Origin of the sequence: Chryseobacterium sp. 2VB, assembly GCF_005503635.1 — a bacterium.
Classification (GTDB): Bacteria; Bacteroidota; Bacteroidia; order Flavobacteriales; family Weeksellaceae; genus Chryseobacterium; species Chryseobacterium cupriresistens.
Genome location: NZ_SCNC01000016.1, coordinates 1 through 18335 on the forward strand (window position 1 = coordinate 1; position 18335 = coordinate 18335).

16 protein-coding genes and 3 tRNA genes are annotated in these 18335 nt (G+C 36.5%); 11 read left to right on the plus strand and 8 right to left on the minus strand.

The window, feature by feature from the left end:
* Window positions 1-235: 235 nt before the first annotated feature.
* The 3 genes from FFS26_RS14830 to FFS26_RS14840 all read right to left on the minus strand — a co-directional run bounded on the left by FFS26_RS14830 (window position 236) and on the right by FFS26_RS14840 (window position 525).
* A tRNA-Arg gene (locus tag FFS26_RS14830) sits at window positions 236-309 on the minus strand.
* Between the two features lie 42 nt (window positions 310-351).
* Window positions 352-426 (minus strand) — tRNA-Pro (locus FFS26_RS14835).
* A gap of 14 nt (window positions 427-440) precedes the next feature.
* Window positions 441-525, minus strand: a tRNA-Ser gene (locus FFS26_RS14840).
* 135 nt (window positions 526-660) lie between these two features.
* Between FFS26_RS14840 and FFS26_RS14845 the strand changes: the two genes are divergently transcribed.
* From FFS26_RS14845 to FFS26_RS14860, 4 genes are all read left to right on the plus strand, one after another.
* The gene (locus tag FFS26_RS14845) at window positions 661-1686 is read left to right on the plus strand and encodes an N-acetylmuramoyl-L-alanine amidase (protein ID WP_137905416.1); all 1026 of its coding nucleotides are present in this window, start codon (window positions 661-663) and stop codon (window positions 1684-1686) included.
* A 72-nt stretch (window positions 1687-1758) separates the two neighbouring features.
* Window positions 1759-3159 (plus strand): aspartate ammonia-lyase, encoded by a 1401-nt coding sequence (aspA, locus tag FFS26_RS14850; RefSeq protein ID WP_110010803.1) that lies wholly within the window; start codon window positions 1759-1761, stop codon window positions 3157-3159.
* Window positions 3160-3256: 97 nt separating this feature from the next.
* Window positions 3257-4111, plus strand: coding sequence for a glycosyltransferase (locus FFS26_RS14855; protein WP_137905417.1), 855 nt, complete (start codon window positions 3257-3259; stop codon window positions 4109-4111).
* A gap of 123 nt (window positions 4112-4234) precedes the next feature.
* The gene (locus tag FFS26_RS14860; RefSeq protein WP_110010801.1) at window positions 4235-5275 is read left to right on the plus strand and encodes a hypothetical protein; all 1041 of its coding nucleotides are present in this window, start codon (window positions 4235-4237) and stop codon (window positions 5273-5275) included.
* 19 nt (window positions 5276-5294) lie between these two features.
* Here FFS26_RS14860 and FFS26_RS14865 read toward each other — a convergent pair whose 3' ends face one another.
* The 3 genes from FFS26_RS14865 to FFS26_RS14875 all read right to left on the minus strand — a co-directional run bounded on the left by FFS26_RS14865 (window position 5295) and on the right by FFS26_RS14875 (window position 8485).
* Entirely contained in the window at window positions 5295-6773 is a 1479-nt protein-coding gene (locus FFS26_RS14865; RefSeq protein WP_110010800.1) for a lipopolysaccharide biosynthesis protein, read from the minus strand.
* Window positions 6774-6782: 9 nt separating this feature from the next.
* Window positions 6783-7577: an FkbM family methyltransferase gene (locus tag FFS26_RS14870; RefSeq protein WP_110010799.1), complete on the minus strand. Its 795-nt coding sequence runs from the start codon at window positions 7575-7577 to the stop codon at window positions 6783-6785.
* A gap of 242 nt (window positions 7578-7819) precedes the next feature.
* Window positions 7820-8485, minus strand: coding sequence for a DUF2461 domain-containing protein (locus FFS26_RS14875; protein WP_137905418.1), 666 nt, complete (start codon window positions 8483-8485; stop codon window positions 7820-7822).
* 439 nt (window positions 8486-8924) lie between these two features.
* Here FFS26_RS14875 and FFS26_RS14880 point away from each other — a divergent pair, with 439 nt between their 5' ends.
* The 7 genes from FFS26_RS14880 (at window position 8925) to FFS26_RS14910 (ending at window position 15957) form a co-directional block, all read left to right on the plus strand.
* The gene (locus tag FFS26_RS14880; RefSeq protein ID WP_110010797.1) at window positions 8925-10622 is read left to right on the plus strand and encodes a DEAD/DEAH box helicase; all 1698 of its coding nucleotides are present in this window, start codon (window positions 8925-8927) and stop codon (window positions 10620-10622) included.
* Window positions 10623-10773: 151 nt separating this feature from the next.
* Window positions 10774-11412: a DUF47 domain-containing protein gene (locus FFS26_RS14885; protein ID WP_027374906.1), complete on the plus strand. Its 639-nt coding sequence runs from the start codon at window positions 10774-10776 to the stop codon at window positions 11410-11412.
* A gap of 13 nt (window positions 11413-11425) precedes the next feature.
* Window positions 11426-12568 carry an inorganic phosphate transporter gene (locus FFS26_RS14890; RefSeq protein ID WP_110010796.1) on the plus strand — a complete coding sequence of 381 codons (1143 nt, stop codon included), beginning with the start codon at window positions 11426-11428 and terminating at the stop codon, window positions 12566-12568.
* Window positions 12569-12670: 102 nt separating this feature from the next.
* Window positions 12671-13642 carry a polyprenyl synthetase family protein gene (locus FFS26_RS14895; protein ID WP_110010795.1) on the plus strand — a complete coding sequence of 324 codons (972 nt, stop codon included), beginning with the start codon at window positions 12671-12673 and terminating at the stop codon, window positions 13640-13642.
* 75 nt (window positions 13643-13717) lie between these two features.
* The gene (locus FFS26_RS14900; RefSeq protein ID WP_137905419.1) at window positions 13718-14668 is read left to right on the plus strand and encodes a GSCFA domain-containing protein; all 951 of its coding nucleotides are present in this window, start codon (window positions 13718-13720) and stop codon (window positions 14666-14668) included.
* The gene (locus tag FFS26_RS14905) at window positions 14669-15190 is read left to right on the plus strand and encodes a DUF4269 domain-containing protein (protein WP_137905420.1); all 522 of its coding nucleotides are present in this window, start codon (window positions 14669-14671) and stop codon (window positions 15188-15190) included. It begins immediately after the preceding gene.
* Between the two features lie 5 nt (window positions 15191-15195).
* Entirely contained in the window at window positions 15196-15957 is a 762-nt protein-coding gene (locus tag FFS26_RS14910) for a TatD family hydrolase (protein ID WP_137905421.1), read from the plus strand.
* A 220-nt stretch (window positions 15958-16177) separates the two neighbouring features.
* On the opposite strand, the gene FFS26_RS14915 is transcribed toward FFS26_RS14910, so the two are convergent.
* Window positions 16178-17482, minus strand: a complete 1305-nt coding sequence (locus tag FFS26_RS14915; RefSeq protein ID WP_137905422.1) for a DEAD/DEAH box helicase — start codon at window positions 17480-17482, stop codon at window positions 16178-16180.
* A 178-nt stretch (window positions 17483-17660) separates the two neighbouring features.
* The gene (locus tag FFS26_RS14920) at window positions 17661-18290 is read right to left on the minus strand and encodes a porin family protein (protein ID WP_137905423.1); all 630 of its coding nucleotides are present in this window, start codon (window positions 18288-18290) and stop codon (window positions 17661-17663) included.
* Window positions 18291-18335: the final 45 nt, after the last annotated feature.

Sequence of the window (18335 nt, forward strand, 5' to 3'; positions counted from 1 at the left end):
TGATTCATTAAAATTGTTGGATTGTAAAATAAAATTGTAAGCTTTTAAAAACAAAAAACCTCACAATAAAAGTTGTGAGGTTTTTTGTGAGCGCGAAAGGATTCGAACCTTTGCCGTCCCGATTGAAATCGGGATGCTCTATCCTGTTTGATTCATTAAAATTGTTGGATTGTAAAATAAAATTGTAAGCTTTTAAAAACAAAAAACCTCACAATAAAAGTTGTGAGGTTTTTTGTGAGCGCGAAAGGATTCGAACCTTTGACCGTCTGCTTAGAAGGCAGATGCTCTATCCAGCTGAGCTACGCACCCTTAAAAGTTGATTCCCGCTTAGTTAATAAGCACATTAAAAAGTCGGGGCGGCAGGATTCGAACCTGCGACCTCCTGGTCCCAAACCAGGCGCGATGACCGGACTACGCTACGCCCCGAATATATAGAAGAGCGGAGGGTAAGGGATTCGAACCCTTGCGACACTTTCGCGTCGACAGTTTAGCAAACTGCTCCGTTAACCACTCCGGCAACCCTCCTTTTTGTTTATTTTTTAATGATCGTTGTTCCGTTATTGCGAGTGCAAATATAGAACAGATTTCTTTATTTACCAAATAAAATTCAAGAAAATTTTGTGTATTTTTGAACTAATAAATCATCCAAAAACCAAACTGATGCGTAAAACATTATATATCATCGGATTAAGCACATTTGTTTTTTCATGTACTTCTCAGCAAAATGTGAAAAAAAATACTTACAAACCGAAAACCCCAATAACACAGGCGAAACCAACAGTTCAGACAAAACCTCCGGTTGCTCCAAAACCCAAAGTTGTATCTGATCATGGAGTAGAATTTTTTACGACCAATATAGCAGATCCAACCAAAAATGATAATACGGCGAGTTATGGTTCTATTGTATCTGCAAAACCGGGCGGATATAAAGTGGTAAAAACTTATTTTCCTGCAGTGGCCCAGAATTTCAGACAGCGTTATCTGATATTACATTATACGGCTCTTGCAGATGATAAATCAATCAGTGTTCTTACCCAACAGGCAGTAAGTGCTCATTATCTGGTAAATAATACCGGAGATAACGAGATCTATCAATTGGTAGATGAAAATAAAAGAGCATACCACGCAGGGATAAGTGCATGGAGAAATGATAAAAATCTTAATGATAATTCTATCGGTATTGAAATTGTAAATACAGGATATACTACAGATAGTACCGGTAAAAGAACTTTTGCACCTTTTAGTGATGAGCAGGTGAAAAAAGTGGCTGCTCTGGTTAAAGATATTGTAACAAGATATCAGATCCAGCCAACAAACGTATTGGGGCATTCAGATATTGCTCCTACAAGAAAACAGGATCCGGGACCGATGTTCCCATGGAAAAAGCTCTATGACGAATATCAGGTTGGAATGTGGTATGATGAAGCTGCTAAACAGACTTATCTTGAACCTGCACAAGCCGACCTGGCAGCAAGATATAATGAGTCCAGCTTTATTTTCCTTATTCAGACTTCATTGCAGAAATTCGGATATGCAATTGATCCTAGCGGACAATGGGATGATGCTACCAAGAAAACAATTGAGGCATTCCAGTACCACTTCCGTCCACAGAATTATGACGGAATCATGGATGCTGAAACATGGGCAATACTCCAGGCTTTAAATCAAAAATATCCAGTAAAATAATTCAAATTAAAACGCATCGGTTAGATGCGTTTTTGCTATCTTTAAACGATCAAAAACAGTAAAATATCTGTAATGGAAAATTTCAGAAAAGAAAGTGATCTATTAGGCGAACTGAATGTGCCTTTAGATGCTTATTATGGGGTTCAGACACAAAGAGCTATCGACAATTTTAAAATCTCAGGACAGCTTTTGTCTTCGTATCCGGATTTCATAAAAGGGTTGGCTTTTGTAAAAAAAGCAGCCGCAAAAACCAATTATGAATTAGGACTTCTGGACGAAAACCTGTATTTTAAAATAGCAGAAGCGTGTGATGAAATTGTAGAAGGGAAATATCATGAGCAATTTCCGGTAGATATGATTCAGGGGGGAGCAGGAACTTCCATCAACATGAATGCGAATGAAGTGATCGCGAACATCGTATTGGAAAAATTAGGGAAAAATAAAGGAGAATACGAATTCTGTTCGCCTAATGATCATATCAACCTTTCTCAGTCTACCAATGACGCTTATCCTACAGCTATCAAAATGGGATTGCTTCAGATGAACATTGGGCTGGTAGAAAAATTAGAAAGAATTATCACTGCTTTCCGTGCAAAAGGACAGGAATTTCAGGATGTAATCAAAATGGGACGTACACAACTTCAGGATGCAGTCCCGATGACTTTAGGACAGGAATTTGAAGCATATGCAGCCACTTTGGAAGAAGACATCTCCAAACTGAATAACAATGCCAGCCTTTTTGTGGAAGTAAATATGGGAGCTACTGCCATCGGAACAGGAATAAATGCTCCGGTAGGCTATGCAGCCCTTTGTGCTAAAAACTTAGCTCAGATAACAGGATTTCCGATTGTTTCAGCACCAGACCTGGTGGAAGCTACCCCTGATACGGGATCTTATGTGATCTACTCATCAGCAATGAAACGCCTTGCTGTGAAACTGTCAAAGATCTGTAACGATTTAAGATTACTTTCATCAGGTCCAAGAGCAGGCCTTTTTGAAATTAATCTTCCGCCAATGCAGCCGGGTTCTTCTATTATGCCGGGGAAAGTAAACCCTGTAATTCCGGAAGTGGTTAACCAGGTATGTTTCAAAGTGATTGGAAACGATCTTACGGTAACTTTTGCAGCGGAAGCAGGACAGTTACAGCTGAATGTAATGGAACCGGTACTTTCTCATGCCATCATGGAAAATATTAACTTCCTTTGCAATGCTTTGGATACACTTCGCGACAAGTGTGTGGTTGGAATTACAGCCAATAAGGAAGTCTGCCTGAATATGGTGAAACACAGCATCGGAATTGTAACCGCATTGAATCCTTACATCGGGTACAAACAGTCTACACAGATTGCAAAAGAAGCTTTGGAAACCGGGAAAAGCGTTTACAATCTTGTTCTGGAAAAAGGAATTCTCTCTCAGGAAAAGCTGGACGAAATTCTTGATCCGAAGAACATGCTGAAACCGCATAACAAGTAAATTTTATAAACGATTAATGATCAGTGATAATAGATGCCCTCAGTGTTTTTTTATCATTGATCATTAATCATTAATCATTCATCAATTTATCATTTCCGTGAGGTTTTTAATCATTATTCCTGCCCATAACGAAGAAAACAACCTTCCATTTACTCTTGATTCTTTACAACAGCAAAGCAGCAAAGATTTTAAAGTAGTGGTAGTGAATGACGGTTCTACAGACAGAACAGCTGAGGTGATTAGGAAATATACGGAAGCTGATTCCCGTTTTGAAACGGTCAACCTTCAGAAATCTGAACATCAGCCGGGATCAAAAGTGGTTCACGCTTTCAAAAACGGACTTCAGACCCAGGCTATGGATGAATTTGATATTATCTGTAAATTTGATGCCGATATCATTCTTCCGGAAAATTATCTATCGGTAGTAGAAACAGCTTTTGCCACGCATCCGGAATTTGGATTGGTAGGAGGTCTTTTGTATATTGAAAGAGACGGAAACTGGGTATATGAGGGAAATTCCAATAAACATCATGTAAGAGGTCCTATGAAGGCCTACCGTAAAGAATGTTTTATTCAGATTGGCGGCATAAGGGAAACACTGGGCTGGGATAATATTGATTCCATTTTACTGGATAATCTTGAATGGAAAGAAGTTGTTCTTCCGGAGCTGCATGTAAAGCTGATTAAAGTAAAAGGAGCCGATTACACGATACGCCCTGCGGATTATTACGGAAAATATTTTTATTTCTTAGGACTGAACAGGTTTCTGGCATACATCGCCTCCTCAAAAGAAGCTGTGAAAAGTAAGTCTGCTTCATTTTTCTTCGATATTATCAGGTCTTATGAAAGCTGCAGATCAAAAAAATTAGAATTGAAAATTACAAAAGAAGAACAAAAAGCCGTTAATGATCAGCGTATGAAAATGTTGAAAAAGAAATGGCTGAAGATGTAAAAGATAAATTATTTTATACATTGTAAATGTGCATCAATAGAAACGGGCTTTAGCCCGTTTAATTAAAAAAAATAAAAATCCATTGGCTGTAGCCAAAACTTAAGATATAACTCCCGTTAACCCGTGAAAAAAATAGCTTACATAGAAATAGACACTCATGCGGAAATTGCTCAGGCTTTCATAGATATTATGGAGGGTTCTAAGGATTTTGCCGTAGACTATTATTTTTCAAAAAGGATAAAAGATCAGATCAGCCATCATGATGAAGCTGTTTTCTTATCAGACAGTTCCATGATTCTGGATCAGTTAAAAGGGAAAGGATATGACCTTGTGGTAATAGGAACTGTTCATCGTTATTTTAATACATTTTTTGCAGTAACAAAAAAGTACAATACAGCAGTTATTACCCATAATCTTAATTTCATAAAATCTTCAAAGCTGGATCTGATAAAAAGCGTTTTCAAAGGAGATGTTATTTTCAGGTTAAAATTGTGGCTGAAAGAAGGATTGTTGTACAAAACCAAAGTGTATCAGACATCCCGGTCACTTTTTGTACTGGATGAAGCAATGACTTCAGATCAATATCAGTATCTGCCACTGTTTTACACCAGAGATTTTGACAGGACAAAAAATGAAAATCTTATGGTCGTAATTCCCGGTGGGGTTTCACAAAAGAGAAGAGATTACGCCTATATTTTTAAAACTATTCAGAATCTCCATACAGACAGGATTTGCCAGTTTGTTTTCCTTGGAAAAGCAGGCGGACACGAGTTAAAACAACTTGAAAATCTGTCCGGAAAATTACCCGAAAACATTAAAATTACCTATTTTTCAGAAAGGGTGCCCTCCGGGGATTTTGAAAAATGGATGCAGAAAGCAGACGTTTTGTGGTGTCCGATTCAGCAGGATACAGAATTCTTCAGCATGAAAGAAACCTATGGGCTGACTAAAATGACAGGAAACCTGGGCGATGCCATAGCTTATGGGAAACTGGCTGTTTTTCCAGGAAATTATCCCTCAAAATTAGACTTTATTATTGCTGAAAAAGAAAATGTTCTTGAACAATTAAGCACTGTTTCGGAAACTCCATTTGACTTTTATACAACTTATGGCAGGAAAGAAGTTCAGAATAGACTGGAACAATTTCTAACATCTTTAATCTAAAAAAGTCTGAATTGTTCTCTTATTTTATCTTAAATACACTCTTGATAAACCTCATATTCAGATAGTCTTCAACCGGGAAAATCTTGGTGAAGTAATTTCCGATATAGATCAGTACCAAAACAACTGCAGGTTTGTAAACAAGATTAATCAGATTGCTGTTGAAATTAGGAAGAACAATGGCTACTGTAATGGCTAAAGTACAGATAATAGACACGAAAATCATTTCAATACTTAAAGGCGAAACTTTAAATACAATATAATTGAAAACAATTTTCACCACATTATAAATCGTAAGTGAAATAGCTGTAGATAAAGCAATTCCAATCAGTTTCAGAGATGTGTTTTTAATAAAATAATAATTCAGTCCGATCGTTAATCCGGCCAGTAAAAGCATGATCAGAATATTGAATCTGTAATATTTTGAGAGTGAAATAATATTTCCATTAAATCCCGTTGCAAGGTCGATCAATACGGCAGAGCCCCAGATCCATACTACCGGCTCGTACTCTCTCAGCATGGTTCCGTTCTTTGGCATAAACTGCGTCAGATATGGGAATCCCACCATAATACACGAGAACAACACAGCGCCCAGGAAATAGAGTGTTAAAGACGTCTTCTTATGGAATCTGTCCAGTTCTACCATATCTCCGTCTGCCAGATTTTTACTGATAATCGGAGCTGAAATATTGAATAGTCCCAATTGGGGGATAGAGATCAGAGAAATCAAAGCATAGAGAACGGAATATATCCCGTTTTCTTCCATTCCCATAAATTCGCCAATCATAAAACTGTTGATTGCCAGATAATTTCCAAACGTTCCCAGAAATCCAAAGAAACTGTAGTTCAGGAATTCCTTCCAGAAATTATTTTTTTTGAAATAATCTGTGCTGATGTCGAACTTTATTTTTTCCAGCTTATTGGTATAATAAATATACCCGAACAGCATGAGCGCAAATATTCCGAAGAAAAAAGCCAATGCAATATTCTGGGACAAAGAAAAATAGAAAAAAAGACAGAAAGCCCCTAGATTTGCTATTTTAGGGAAAAGATTGTCAAAGATATTCGAGACGACAATTCTTTTATAATTTGAAGTGTATTTATTGAAAATAGCACAGAGTGATAAAATTAAAATTAAGGGTAAAATAATTTTTTTAATTTTCCACGCTTCTGAATGTACAAATTTCGGATAAAAATAGGGGAGGATAAAAAATACAGTAACAAAAATGAGAAAATTGATCAGAACTGTCACAAGAGATAGTGAAAGCATATTCTGGTTTTTTCCTTCTTTCTGCAAAGCATTAAAAAATTTTACATTCGCATAAGAAATACCAAAAACAACAAAAGGAACAAGCATTTCAGCGGTTTGCATACTGTAGCGCAGCTTTCCGTAAAATTCAAAATCATTCGGAAATATGAATATTGCGGAAACGGTGCCCAGCAAAAAACCAATATAACCGATAATGGAATATTTGAAGCCTTGTCTCGCTACTACACTCATAAAGTTGTTTTAAATGTTTTTAGGTATAAAAATAATATTGTTGATGTACTGAGTTTTATTTTTTTCGTCGTTTGTATTTTGTGTAATAATATCTTCTGTAAGATCCTCCAGCGTAAAACTGTTTCTGTTCAGATATTTGGCGTCATATCCCCAGCTCATCACTTCGGATATCTCATTCCAGATCGGCGTTTCATGGTGTCTTTGTTCCATCTCAACCATCAGGGTTGGTTTGAACTGTCTGATAGTTTCTCTCGCTCCGGAAAGGGTCTTTATTTCATTTCCTTCAACGTCTATTTTGATAAAATCAAGTCTGTTGAAATGTTCAAGTGCTGCCCATTCATCCAGCTTGATCACTTTTACTTTCTCTGTATAACTTTTCTCTTCTCCCTTTTCTTTGTAAGCCGTGTTTAAAGTACCGCGGGAAGCAACCGTTTTTCCGTTTATAATAGGTACTTTGAACTCAGCAATTCTGTTTTCGTCAGAAAGAGCAAGAGGAAAGATATGCATGGCCGGAAACAGTCTTTTCAATCGTGTGCAAAGCTTTTTGTTAGGCTCAAAACCATAAATATGGTCATGATTTAACGTTTTTTCCAACTGATAAAGGAAAGTTCCTACATTCGCACCAATATCAAGGATTACAGCATTTTTAGAAAGGTATTCTTTGATCCATACCAGTTCCGGTTCTACATTACGTTCCGAAAAGTTGTTTTTATTAAGATTATTTAACGTTTTAAAATATCTTTTTTTGTAAAAATTCGGGCTTATGTATTGTAGTTTCTCTGCAATTTTTTGGTATAAAGACATTGTTGGCTTTTTGGCGAACAGCAAAGATACATAAAAATGTAAAACTTTTCTTAAAAAATGTTAATTGTAATAGCTTGATTTTCAGTACTGAATTTTAAAATTTATTTTTGTAACCCATTGAATTTTAAGATATTCTCAATTTGTCACAGAGACATCTTTATCTCTGCAACACATGTTTTAAACATCGTGGCCAGCGAGAATACACGCAGTTGTCTGTTGAATCTGCGATTTATGATCAGAAATTAAAGCAGAGGCGTATTCAGGAAATCATTGAAAGGTTTCATCAGCTTGAAAACTTGGGTCATATTTTTTACCGCATTTTTGTCCAGTACTTCCTCATCTTTCAGAGAGTATATCACAATAAAGTTTTTAAGCTTGAGGTATTCTGCCATAGGGTCTTCCTTTTCAAAACCTTGAGGGACTTTCTTCAGTTTATCGTCCTGATCAAGCTCCGGAAAATGTTTTTTAAAATCTTTATTATTGAGAATTTTCAGGAAATCATCTCCATACAAAGAAATTTCCTTACGGACTTCTTTCAGGACAGAAGATTCCGGCATATAGATTCCTCCGGCTAAAAAGGATTTCCCAGGTTCCAGGTGAAGATAATAACCTCCTTTCTGATTTCCTTTTCCCATTCCCAGGGACGCTCCGAAATTGGTTTTATAAGGTGACTTGTCTTTCGAAAAACGGGTATCCCTGTAAATCCTGAACAGGGCTTTTTTACTGTCTATTCTGGCAAGTTCTTCATCAAAACCGGACATCTCTCTGATGAGCTCATCCAGAAAGGAAACCACATTTTGCTGCGATTCTGTGTACAAGTTTTTATTTTCATTAAACCACTCGCGGTTATTGTTTTTGTTTAACTTTTTTAAAAAATCAAATGTTTGGGAAGAAATACTTGAAGACATATTGTAATAGGTGTTTTTTTGTTATTAAGTGAGATTCAAAATCTATCCTTAATCCTGGATTTCGTACCCAGGATCCCGAATCAAAGTCTCGATGTCGAATCTCGCAACCCGAACCCCGAATCCCACAACTCAAATGTACAAAAACTATTAACTTCGGGACAATGTTCAATAGCGATAAATAAGAATATGAAAAACAAAAATTTGCATTTCATGGCTTTATTTTTGAAAATTCATAAATAACACGGAAAAAATTAATCCAATTTAATAAAAAAAAATAATGTTTAACAACTTTTTAAACCAAGGCTTCTTTTTTTAGATTTAATTTTCCAAAAATCAAAGATATATTACAGGATTGTGAATTTAAGTTTGCATATTTAAAAATTTATTCAAAAACAAATCAAATATTTATTGTATCTTTGCAAAAATTTTAAAATAGTTAATGAATTTATTTACGGAAACCAATTTAAGTCCTGATATCCTTAAGGCAATTGGCGAACTGGGTTACGAAAGCCCAACAGAAATCCAAAAACAGACTATCCCTTTTATTCTTTCAGATATTCGCGACTTGATCGCACTTGCGCAGACAGGGACAGGCAAAACAGCAGCGTTTTCGCTTCCGATTTTGGATATGATTGACGATACGAGTCGCAAAATCCAATTATTGGTGCTTTGTCCGACACGGGAATTATGTCTTCAGATTTCGAAGGACATAAAGAATTACTCTAAGTATATGAAAGACATCAAGACAACTGCGGTTTATGGTGGAAGTAGTATTGTAGAGCAGATGAGATCTTTGAAGGATAAACCACAAATTATCGTGGGAACTCCGGGAAGAGTAATTGATCTTATCAACAGAAAAGCATTAGATTTTTCTGCTATTCATTGGTTAGTATTAGACGAAGCTGATGAAATGCTTTCTATGGGATTCAAGGACGAATTGGAAACCATTCTAAGCGAAACTCCGGAAACAAAACAAACTTTCTTATTCTCTGCAACGATGAATAAAGAAGTGGAAAGAATTTCCAAAAATTATCTTACAAAACCACATCGTATTTCAGTAGGTTCTATCAACGAAGTGAAGAAGAACATTACACACGAATACTATGTTGTAGGATACCGTCAGAAAAAAGAAGCATTGAAGAGACTTATCGATGCAAATCCAAACCAGTATTCCATTATCTTCTGCAGAACGAGAATGGAAACTCAGGAGGTTGCTGATTTCTTAATGCAGAACGGATATGCAGCTGATGCTCTTCACGGTGATCTTTCTCAGGCGCAGAGAGATACGGTAATGAAGAAATTCAGATTGAAAAACATCGATATTCTTGTAGCGACAGACGTTGCAGCAAGAGGATTGGATGTAAACTCTCTTACACACGTTATTCACTTCTCTTTACCAGATGATCCTGAAGTATTCGTTCACAGAAGCGGAAGAACAGGTAGAGCTGGAAAAGATGGTATTTCTATGGCTTTAATCAAGCCTGAAGAAAGCAGAAAGCTGAAACAGATCAAATCTGCAACGAAAATTGAAATCCACGAAAGATTTATCCCTACAGGTGATGATATTATCAAAGCTCAGGTAGGAGGTGTATTTGAAAAATTATTGACAGAGCACGAAGATCTTTTCGAATTTGATGATAGCTTGATCCCGGATCTGAGCAACTTTACAAAAGAAGAACTGGTACACCAGCTTCTACAGTTCCAGTTGAGAGATCTTGCTTTATACTACAAAGACAAGCACGACCTTGTTGAGCAGAAATTAAGCAGTAGAGATGACGATTACTCAAGAAGAGACCGTGGACGTGACAGAGACAGAGATAGAGGTCGCGACAGAGATCGTGGACGTGACAGAGATAGAGATCGTGGCGGAAAACCAAGAAGAAGAGATGAAAACATGGTAAGATTCTTCTTCAACCTTGGTAAAAAAGACCACCTGAAGAAACTTGATGTTTTAGATATTATCAACAAAGCTACTGCTGGAGGAAAAACCAAAAAAAGAGCGGAAATCGGTGATATTGAAATCTTAGAGAAATTCTCTTTCTTCGAAGTTGAAAAATCGTTCAAAGACAATGTATTGAGTAATATTCAATCTATGAAGTTCAAAGGAAAAGATATGCGAGCTGAAGTAGCTAACTAATCTCATCCTATACCATACAAAACCGGCATTAATGCCGGTTTTTTTGTTTGATAATCAGTAGTTAAGCGAATGTTAACAAAACTTAATGTTATATAGTTTCACGTGCAATCCTTTTTTAAGAAATTTGCACACGAATTATAAATACTAAAAAATGGGAATTGGTAATATTTTCCACGCTTTTCAACCAAAAGATAAAATCTTCTTTGTACTTTTCGAAAAAGTAACTGAAAATCTAGTTGCAATGTCAGAAGAATTCAACACTGGAATCAAGGATTTCGATCTTAATGACGATTCAATGTTGAAGAAAATGAGCGACTTCGAACACAAGAATGATGAACTTACTCACGAAATTTTCGTAGAATTAGGGAAAAACTTCATTACACCTTTTGACCGTGAGGATATCCACACATTGGCAACAGGACTGGATGATATCGCTGATTATATCTACGCTTCCACAAAATATATTTTCCTTTACAAATCACCGGAGATGAAGGCGTATTCAGACTTCTCTTTATTGATCCACAAAGCATGTCTTGAAATTCAGAATGCGATGAAAAACCTTAAAGGTTTCAAAAACATGGAGCAGGTGAAAGAAGCTTGTATTAAGGTGAACTCTATTGAGAATATTGCTGACGATTTGCTTTCCAACTCAATGGTAGAATTATTCGAAACCAATGATGCTATCAACATTATTAAAGTTTCATCCGTATTAAACTACCTTGAAATTGTAACAGACAAAGCAGAAGATGTTGCCAATACGATTGAGAACATCATGATTAAATACGCCTAATACATAGCAAAAAATGGAATTTCCGATTTTACTTGTAGTTATTATTGCGCTGGCCCTGATTTTCGATTATATCAATGGTTTTCATGATGCTGCCAACTCAATTGCAACTATAGTTTCTACAAAAGTTTTAACTCCATTCCAGGCTGTACTTTGGGCGGCGCTTTGGAACTTTGCCGCATTCTTTATTGCTGCTTATATTATTGGAGAATTCAAAATTGGTAACACGATTGCCAAAACAGTTAACGAGAATTTTATCACCCTTGAAGTTATATTTTCCGGCCTTGTGGCCGCTATTGCCTGGAACCTGCTTACATGGTGGTTCGGGATCCCTTCATCATCATCACACACGCTGATCGGAGGATTCCTGGGAGCGGCTCTTATGCATGCTTTCATGATGGATTATCATGATGTGGCAGCAGCGCAGCCGGATCTGGGAATGTGGGGTACTGTTAAAGAAGCTTTCAATCAGGTTACCCACCAGAGTGTAGTGAAATTTGATAAAGTAATTCCTATCTTCCTGTTCATTTTTATGGCTCCGATTATAGGGATGATTATTTCAATCATCATTACCCTGATCATTGTACACCTTTATAAAAGATCAAACCCGCACAAGGCAGACCAGTCTTTCAAAAGATTACAGCTGGCTTCATCCGCTTTATTCAGCTTGGGGCACGGTTTGAACGATGCACAGAAAGTAATGGGAATCATTGGTGCAGCAGTAATCTATTACCACGTTAATATGCTTCAGGATGTTCAGTATCTGAATATTCCTTCTGCAGAACGTTTTGATTATTTTGCGCAGCATTATATCTGGGTTCCTCTGGTTTCGTTCCTTGCTATTGGTTTAGGTACCATGAGCGGTGGTTGGAAGATCATCAAAACAATGGGTACCAAAATTACTAAAGTAACTTCATTAGAAGGGGTAAGTGCAGAAACTGCAGGTGCTATTACTTTATTCATCACAGACCACTTTGGTATTCCTGTATCTACAACCCATACGATTACAGGTTCTATCATCGGGGTAGGATTAACAAAAAGAATTTCAGCGGTAAGATGGGGAATCACTGTAAGCTTACTTTGGGCCTGGGTTCTTACCATTCCAATCTCTGCAATTGTTGCAGGAATTACCTATCTTGTGGTAACCTTCGTTTTCTAGAAAAACAAATCATATAATTATACAAACTTTGTCCTTTTGGGCAAAGTTTTTTGTTTTATAAAGCCTTGAAAAATCGTATTTTTGTTCAAATTATAAGATTTTATGGAATTTTTAGACAGATACCAGCAGATTGTTGCAGATGCCATCACTAAATATACTTTTAAAGATAAACCTTCGGAGCTCTACGAGCCGATGAATTATATTATTTCCCATGGTGGAAAACGTCTTCGTCCTATTATGGTGCTGATGGCATGTGAGATGTTCGGTGGAGATCTTAAACAGGCCATCAAGCCGGCGTTGGCTATCGAGTTTTTCCATAACTTCACCCTGATCCATGATGATATTATGGACGAAGCTCCTTTGAGAAGAAACAAGCCAACTATTCATACTTTACATGGTCTTAACGTAGGAATTCTTTCCGGAGACGGACTGATGCTGAAAGCCTATAAATTTTTTGAAGATCTTGAACCTGAAATTTTCAAGGCATGTATCAGAATATTTACCCACACAGGACTTTTGTTATGTGAAGGACAGCAGTATGATATCAACTTTGAAACTCAGAAGGATGTTACTTTTGATGATTATATCAGAATGATTACCTACAAAACCGGAGTGTTGAGTGCTTCTTCATTTGAAATCGGAGCTTTGATTGCAAAAGCAGATTTTAAAGATGCGAAAGCTATTTTCAATTTCGGAAAACATATCGGAATTGCCTTCCAGATTATGGATGATTATCTTGATGTATTCGGAGATCAGGCACAGTTTGGAAAAAAACATGCCGGAGATATTTATGAAAATAAAAAAACCGTTCTGTATCTGTTAGCAAGAGAACATGCTACCGATGAAGAAAGAAAAGAACTGGATTACTGGTATTCTAAAAAGACTGAAAATGTTGATAAAGTCTACGGAGTTGAAAAGATTTTCAGAAGAACAAAAGTGGATGAAAAAGCATTACGTCTGATTGAAAAGCATAATGAAATCGGACAAAGCTACCTTCAGAAAATAGATGTTCCTGAAGAAAAGAAAAAACCTTTTATCGAACTGGCCAATTATTTGTTGAGAAGAGAAAGTTAATATAGGTAACAGATGGCAGGCCGCAGGTAGCAGCAATTACCTGCAGCCTGTTTCCTGCAGCCTAACCCTTATACAATGAAATTCAGAACAGAAGTTGACATTCCCGCATCAGAAAAGAAGATTGAAATTGAAGATAAAATATTTTCAATAGGCTCATGTTTTGCCTCTGAAATGACAGATTTATTGCAGGACGGACAGCTTCAGACCCTCAATAATCCTTTCGGGACGATTTTTAATCCTTATTCCATCAATCATGCTATCAACAGATTACATGATTCTGCATTTTATGAAGAAGAGGAACTGATCACTTACAATGAAGAATATATCTCTCTGGATCATCATACCAGTTTTGATACCCGTTATATTCATCAGACCCTGGATAAGATTAACGGAGCTATTGAAGCGGGAAATGCCTTTCTTCAGGAAGCCGATTGGATTATTATCACCTACGGATCTTCATTTATCTATGAATTTCTTCCCAAGAAAAAGCTGGTAGCCAACTGTCACAAAATTCCGCAAAAGTTTTTTGAAAAAAGGCTGCTTTCCCATCAGGAGCTTACCAGCTCAATTTACCACACCATTCTGGATCTTAAAGATATTTGCAAAGAAGGAGTACAGATCCTGTTTACAGTTTCACCTGTAAGACATACAAAAGATGGAATGGTAGAAAATCAGTTAAGCAAATCGAAACTGATTACAGCCATTCATGAGTCAATCTCAATGTTTGAAGACTGTCATTATCTGCCTGTATATGAAATTTTAATGGATGACCTTCGGGATTACCGTTTCTATAAGGAAGATATGATCCATCCCAGCACACAGGCGGTTAATTATATTTTTGAAAAATTCGGAAGGTCTTATTTTTCAGAAGAAACCCAGAATTTTATCAAAGAAAACTTTAAGATTATCAAAGCTCTTGAACATAAAACCAGTGACAAGAAAGATCCAAAGTTTATAGAATTCAGAGAAAAACTGGATCAAAGAATTGAAGCCCAGCGCAAAAAGGTTAAACATAAAATATTTTAAATGCCTGATTTCACCAAGATTGATTATCTCAAAAATGGCAATGAAAGACAGAAAAGGGTTTACGAACTTCTTACAAAGCATCGCTTTTTTGAGAAATTAAAAGAGTATTCACCTATTTTAGCAGGAACTGTTCCTATAGAAATTGATATCAAAGGAAGTGATCTGGATCTTATTTTCGAGGTGGATTTAAAATTTGAACAAGACTTTCTGGATGATTTACTATTTTGTCAGCTCATTCCTCAAGACGCAGAAGTGGAATATCCTATCGTAAACGGTGAAAAATGCATTACATTAAATTTTATGCTTGATGGTTTCCCCATCGAGATTTTCGGACAGAATAAACCTACAATAGAGCAAAACGCTTATCTTCATATGGTTGCCGAATACAAAATATTACAGGAAAAAGGAGAAGAATTTAAACAGAAAATAATAGAACTTAAAAAACAGGGAATAAAAACAGAACCCGCTTTCGGATTATTGCTGGGACTTGAAAACCCTTATGAAGATCTATTGAAATTGTAAATAAAATGATTGATACACATACACATCTATACGCAGAAGAATTTGATGAAGACAGAAAAGAAGCTATTCAGAGAGCTTTAGATAAAGGAATTACAGAATTCTACCTTCCGGCTATTGACTCAGGGTCTCATGAGAAAATGCTGCAGCTGGAAACAGAATATCCGGGGCAGATTTTTTCTATGATGGGATTACATCCTTGTTATGTAAAACAGGAATCCTGGGAAAAAGAACTTGAAATCGTAAAAAATTATCTTGATCAAAGACATTTTCCTGCGATAGGAGAGATCGGAATAGATCTGTACTGGGATAAAACAACACTCGATATTCAGGTGAAAGCCTTTGAGCAGCAGATCGACTGGGCCATAGAAAAAGATCTTCCAATTGTCATTCATACAAGAGAAAGTTTTGATGAGACATTTGAGGTTTTAGAAAGAAAAAAACATCCTAAATTAAGAGGAATTTTCCATTGTTTTTCAGGGAATCTGGAACAGGCACAACATGCTATTGATCTTAATTTTATCTTAGGAATCGGTGGAGTAGTCACTTTTAAAAATGGAAAAATAGATCAGTTTCTGAACGAAGTTCCATTGGATAAAATTGTTCTGGAAACAGATTCTCCTTATCTCGCACCGGTTCCTCACAGAGGCAAAAGAAATGAAAGTTCTTATCTTGATCTGGTAGCCGGAAAACTGGTGAATATTTATGGAAAAGACTTTACAGAGATAGACCGTATCACAACAGAGAATGCAAAAAATCTTTTTAAGTAAAGCGGCTGGAAGCTGGAAGACAGAAGCTGGAGGTTACTGTTAGTCTTATAATTTCTGGCAGTTATTGTTATAACCTCAATAACTTCCCTCTTCCAGCTCCCAGCTTCCAGACTCTATTAAAACCTGCTATTCTTATCCCGAATTCAGCCAAGTTAAGCAGTATAAGCTTTAATAATAAGATAAATAAACCCCTTTTCAACACTGAAAAGGGGTTTGTTTTTTATTTTTTTCTTGTGAAATTCTTATTCTTAGGCTTTTTAAAACCTAGAGAAGCTCCCGCAGAAGGCTTTTTACGGTTATTATTAGACCTTGAATTATTGCTGTTTTCTGTTTTAGGCTTTCCACCGCCGGCAGGAACAGGTTTGTTATTCGAATCCCTCTTCTGTGCCACCAGATCATCTGTATGGAACGGATGATCCTTGATCACAGGAATTTTTTTGCCGATCAGCTTTTCTGTATTCTTTAAATTCAGAAGATCAAGTCCGTCTACAAAAGAAATAGAGGTTCCTTCAGCTCCGGCTCTTCCTGTTCTTCCGATTCTGTGTACATAGGTTTCAGAAACATCAGACAGTTCAAAATTGATTACGAACTTCAATTCATCAATATCAATTCCTCTGGCTGCAATATCTGTCGCCACAAGAACCCTTGTTTTTCCGGATTTGAAATTGTTCAACGCATTTTGTCGTGCATTCTGAGATTTGTTACCGTGAATCGCTTCTGCAGAGATATTATCTTTCTGAAGTTTTCTTGAAATCTTATCCGCGCCATGCTTCGTTCTGGCAAAAACCAGTACAGAATCTGAAATATCATTTTGAAGAATGTGAGAAAGCAAATTCAGTTTGTTATCTTTTTCTACGAAATATACAGATTGTTTGATGGTATCTGCTGTAGAAGAAACCGGAGTTACCTCCACTTTCACAGGATTATTCAGGATAGAATTAGCCAGTTTTTGGATCTCGCCGGGCATTGTTGCTGAAAAGAATAAAGTTTGTCTTTTCTGAGGTAAAAGTTTAATAACTCTTTTTACATCATGTACAAATCCCATATCCAGCATTCTGTCTGCTTCATCAAGAACAAAGATTTCAAGATTTTTCAGGCTGATGATTCCCTGAGCAATAAAGTCCAGAAGTCTTCCTGGTGTTGCTACCAGAATGTCAACTCCTTTTCTCAAAGCAGCTTCCTGATTTCCTTGTTTTACACCTCCGAAAATAACAAGCTGCTTTAACGGAAGATATTTACCGTAAGCATTAATGTTTTCCTCAATCTGGATAGCCAGTTCTCTGGTGGGGGTAAGGATTAAGGCTTTTATATGTTTATTGGGAATTTTATTTTTGGATAAATTCTGTAGGATAGGGATGGAAAAAGCGGCTGTTTTTCCTGTTCCTGTCTGCGCACAACCTAAAAAGTCTCTGCCTTCTAAAATGTCAGGAATAGATCTTTCCTGGATAGGAGTTGGAGTCGTGTAACCCTGCTCCTGGATTGCTTTTGCAATAGGTTCTATTAAGTTTAAGTCTGTAAAATTCAAATGAATTATTTTAAAATTTAAATAAAAATTCCTTCAGTCTGAAAGAATTACATTCTGCAAAGGTAGTCTAAATATTTTTAAGTATCTTTTTCCACTTTTTTAGACTTATTGCCTATTGAAAAACAGAAATGGCCACCCGAATATGAGCCGCCATTTTTTTCTGTTAGATATCTGTAGTTTATTTAAATCTATATCCTACGCCAGCCTGAAGAAATCCCATTTTAATGGGAACTGCATTGCTTTTATTCATTTCTATAAAATTGAAATTGTATCTGGCGTCAACAAAAAACTTTTGATTAATCTTATATTCTGCACCCAGAAAAGGAAATAAATTCAAGGTTTTTAAAGATTCGTAATTGTGCGTTTCAGCCTCATCAAAAACAGTATTCATTTTTACTTTGGATGATATATTAAATCCTAAGTTCATCCCTACAGAAGCAGAAAGCTCCGAAACAATATAATATTTTACTGAAATGGGAACCTGTATCTGGTTGAATTTATAATTAAAGTTCATGTTACCCATGTTTACCACTTCGTTGCCTACCAGCTCATACCAGGGATAAGCGTCTTTACCACCCAGTTGTGTATATAATACTTCAGCCTGCAAGCCAAATTTAGAGGACAAAGGTTGCTCGGCCAGGATTCCGGCGTAGAAATAAGATTTTGAATCGAGTTGTGTGTTAAAGAATTTCATGCTGGATAAGGTATATCCTCCTTTTACTCCAAAGCTCATCGATTCGGAAGTTGTTTGTGCATTACTTATTGTTGATAAAACAAATGCCAGAGCGATAAAAATGTTCTTCTTCATGTTTTTTTGAATGGTTAATAGTTCTGTAAAATAATAATTCCTCCC

What these genes read in the sequence shown, in the direction of transcription:
- FFS26_RS14845 (WP_137905416.1), top strand. Translation starts at nt 661, where the DNA reads ATGCGTAAAACATTATATATCATCGGATTAAGCACATTTGTTTTTTCA.
- aspA (WP_110010803.1), top strand. Translation starts at nt 1,759, where the DNA reads ATGGAAAATTTCAGAAAAGAAAGTGATCTATTAGGCGAACTGAATGTG.
- FFS26_RS14865 (WP_110010800.1), bottom strand. Translation starts at nt 6,773, where the DNA reads ATGAGTGTAGTAGCGAGACAAGGCTTCAAATATTCCATTATCGGTTAT.
- FFS26_RS14870 (WP_110010799.1), bottom strand. Translation starts at nt 7,577, where the DNA reads ATGTCTTTATACCAAAAAATTGCAGAGAAACTACAATACATAAGCCCG.
- FFS26_RS14875 (WP_137905418.1), bottom strand. Translation starts at nt 8,485, where the DNA reads ATGTCTTCAAGTATTTCTTCCCAAACATTTGATTTTTTAAAAAAGTTA.
- FFS26_RS14880 (WP_110010797.1), top strand. Translation starts at nt 8,925, where the DNA reads ATGAATTTATTTACGGAAACCAATTTAAGTCCTGATATCCTTAAGGCA.
- FFS26_RS14885 (WP_027374906.1), top strand. Translation starts at nt 10,774, where the DNA reads ATGGGAATTGGTAATATTTTCCACGCTTTTCAACCAAAAGATAAAATC.
- FFS26_RS14890 (WP_110010796.1), top strand. Translation starts at nt 11,426, where the DNA reads ATGGAATTTCCGATTTTACTTGTAGTTATTATTGCGCTGGCCCTGATT.
- FFS26_RS14895 (WP_110010795.1), top strand. Translation starts at nt 12,671, where the DNA reads ATGGAATTTTTAGACAGATACCAGCAGATTGTTGCAGATGCCATCACT.
- FFS26_RS14900 (WP_137905419.1), top strand. Translation starts at nt 13,718, where the DNA reads ATGAAATTCAGAACAGAAGTTGACATTCCCGCATCAGAAAAGAAGATT.
- FFS26_RS14905 (WP_137905420.1), top strand. Translation starts at nt 14,669, where the DNA reads ATGCCTGATTTCACCAAGATTGATTATCTCAAAAATGGCAATGAAAGA.
- FFS26_RS14910 (WP_137905421.1), top strand. Translation starts at nt 15,196, where the DNA reads ATGATTGATACACATACACATCTATACGCAGAAGAATTTGATGAAGAC.
- FFS26_RS14920 (WP_137905423.1), bottom strand. Translation starts at nt 18,290, where the DNA reads ATGAAGAAGAACATTTTTATCGCTCTGGCATTTGTTTTATCAACAATA.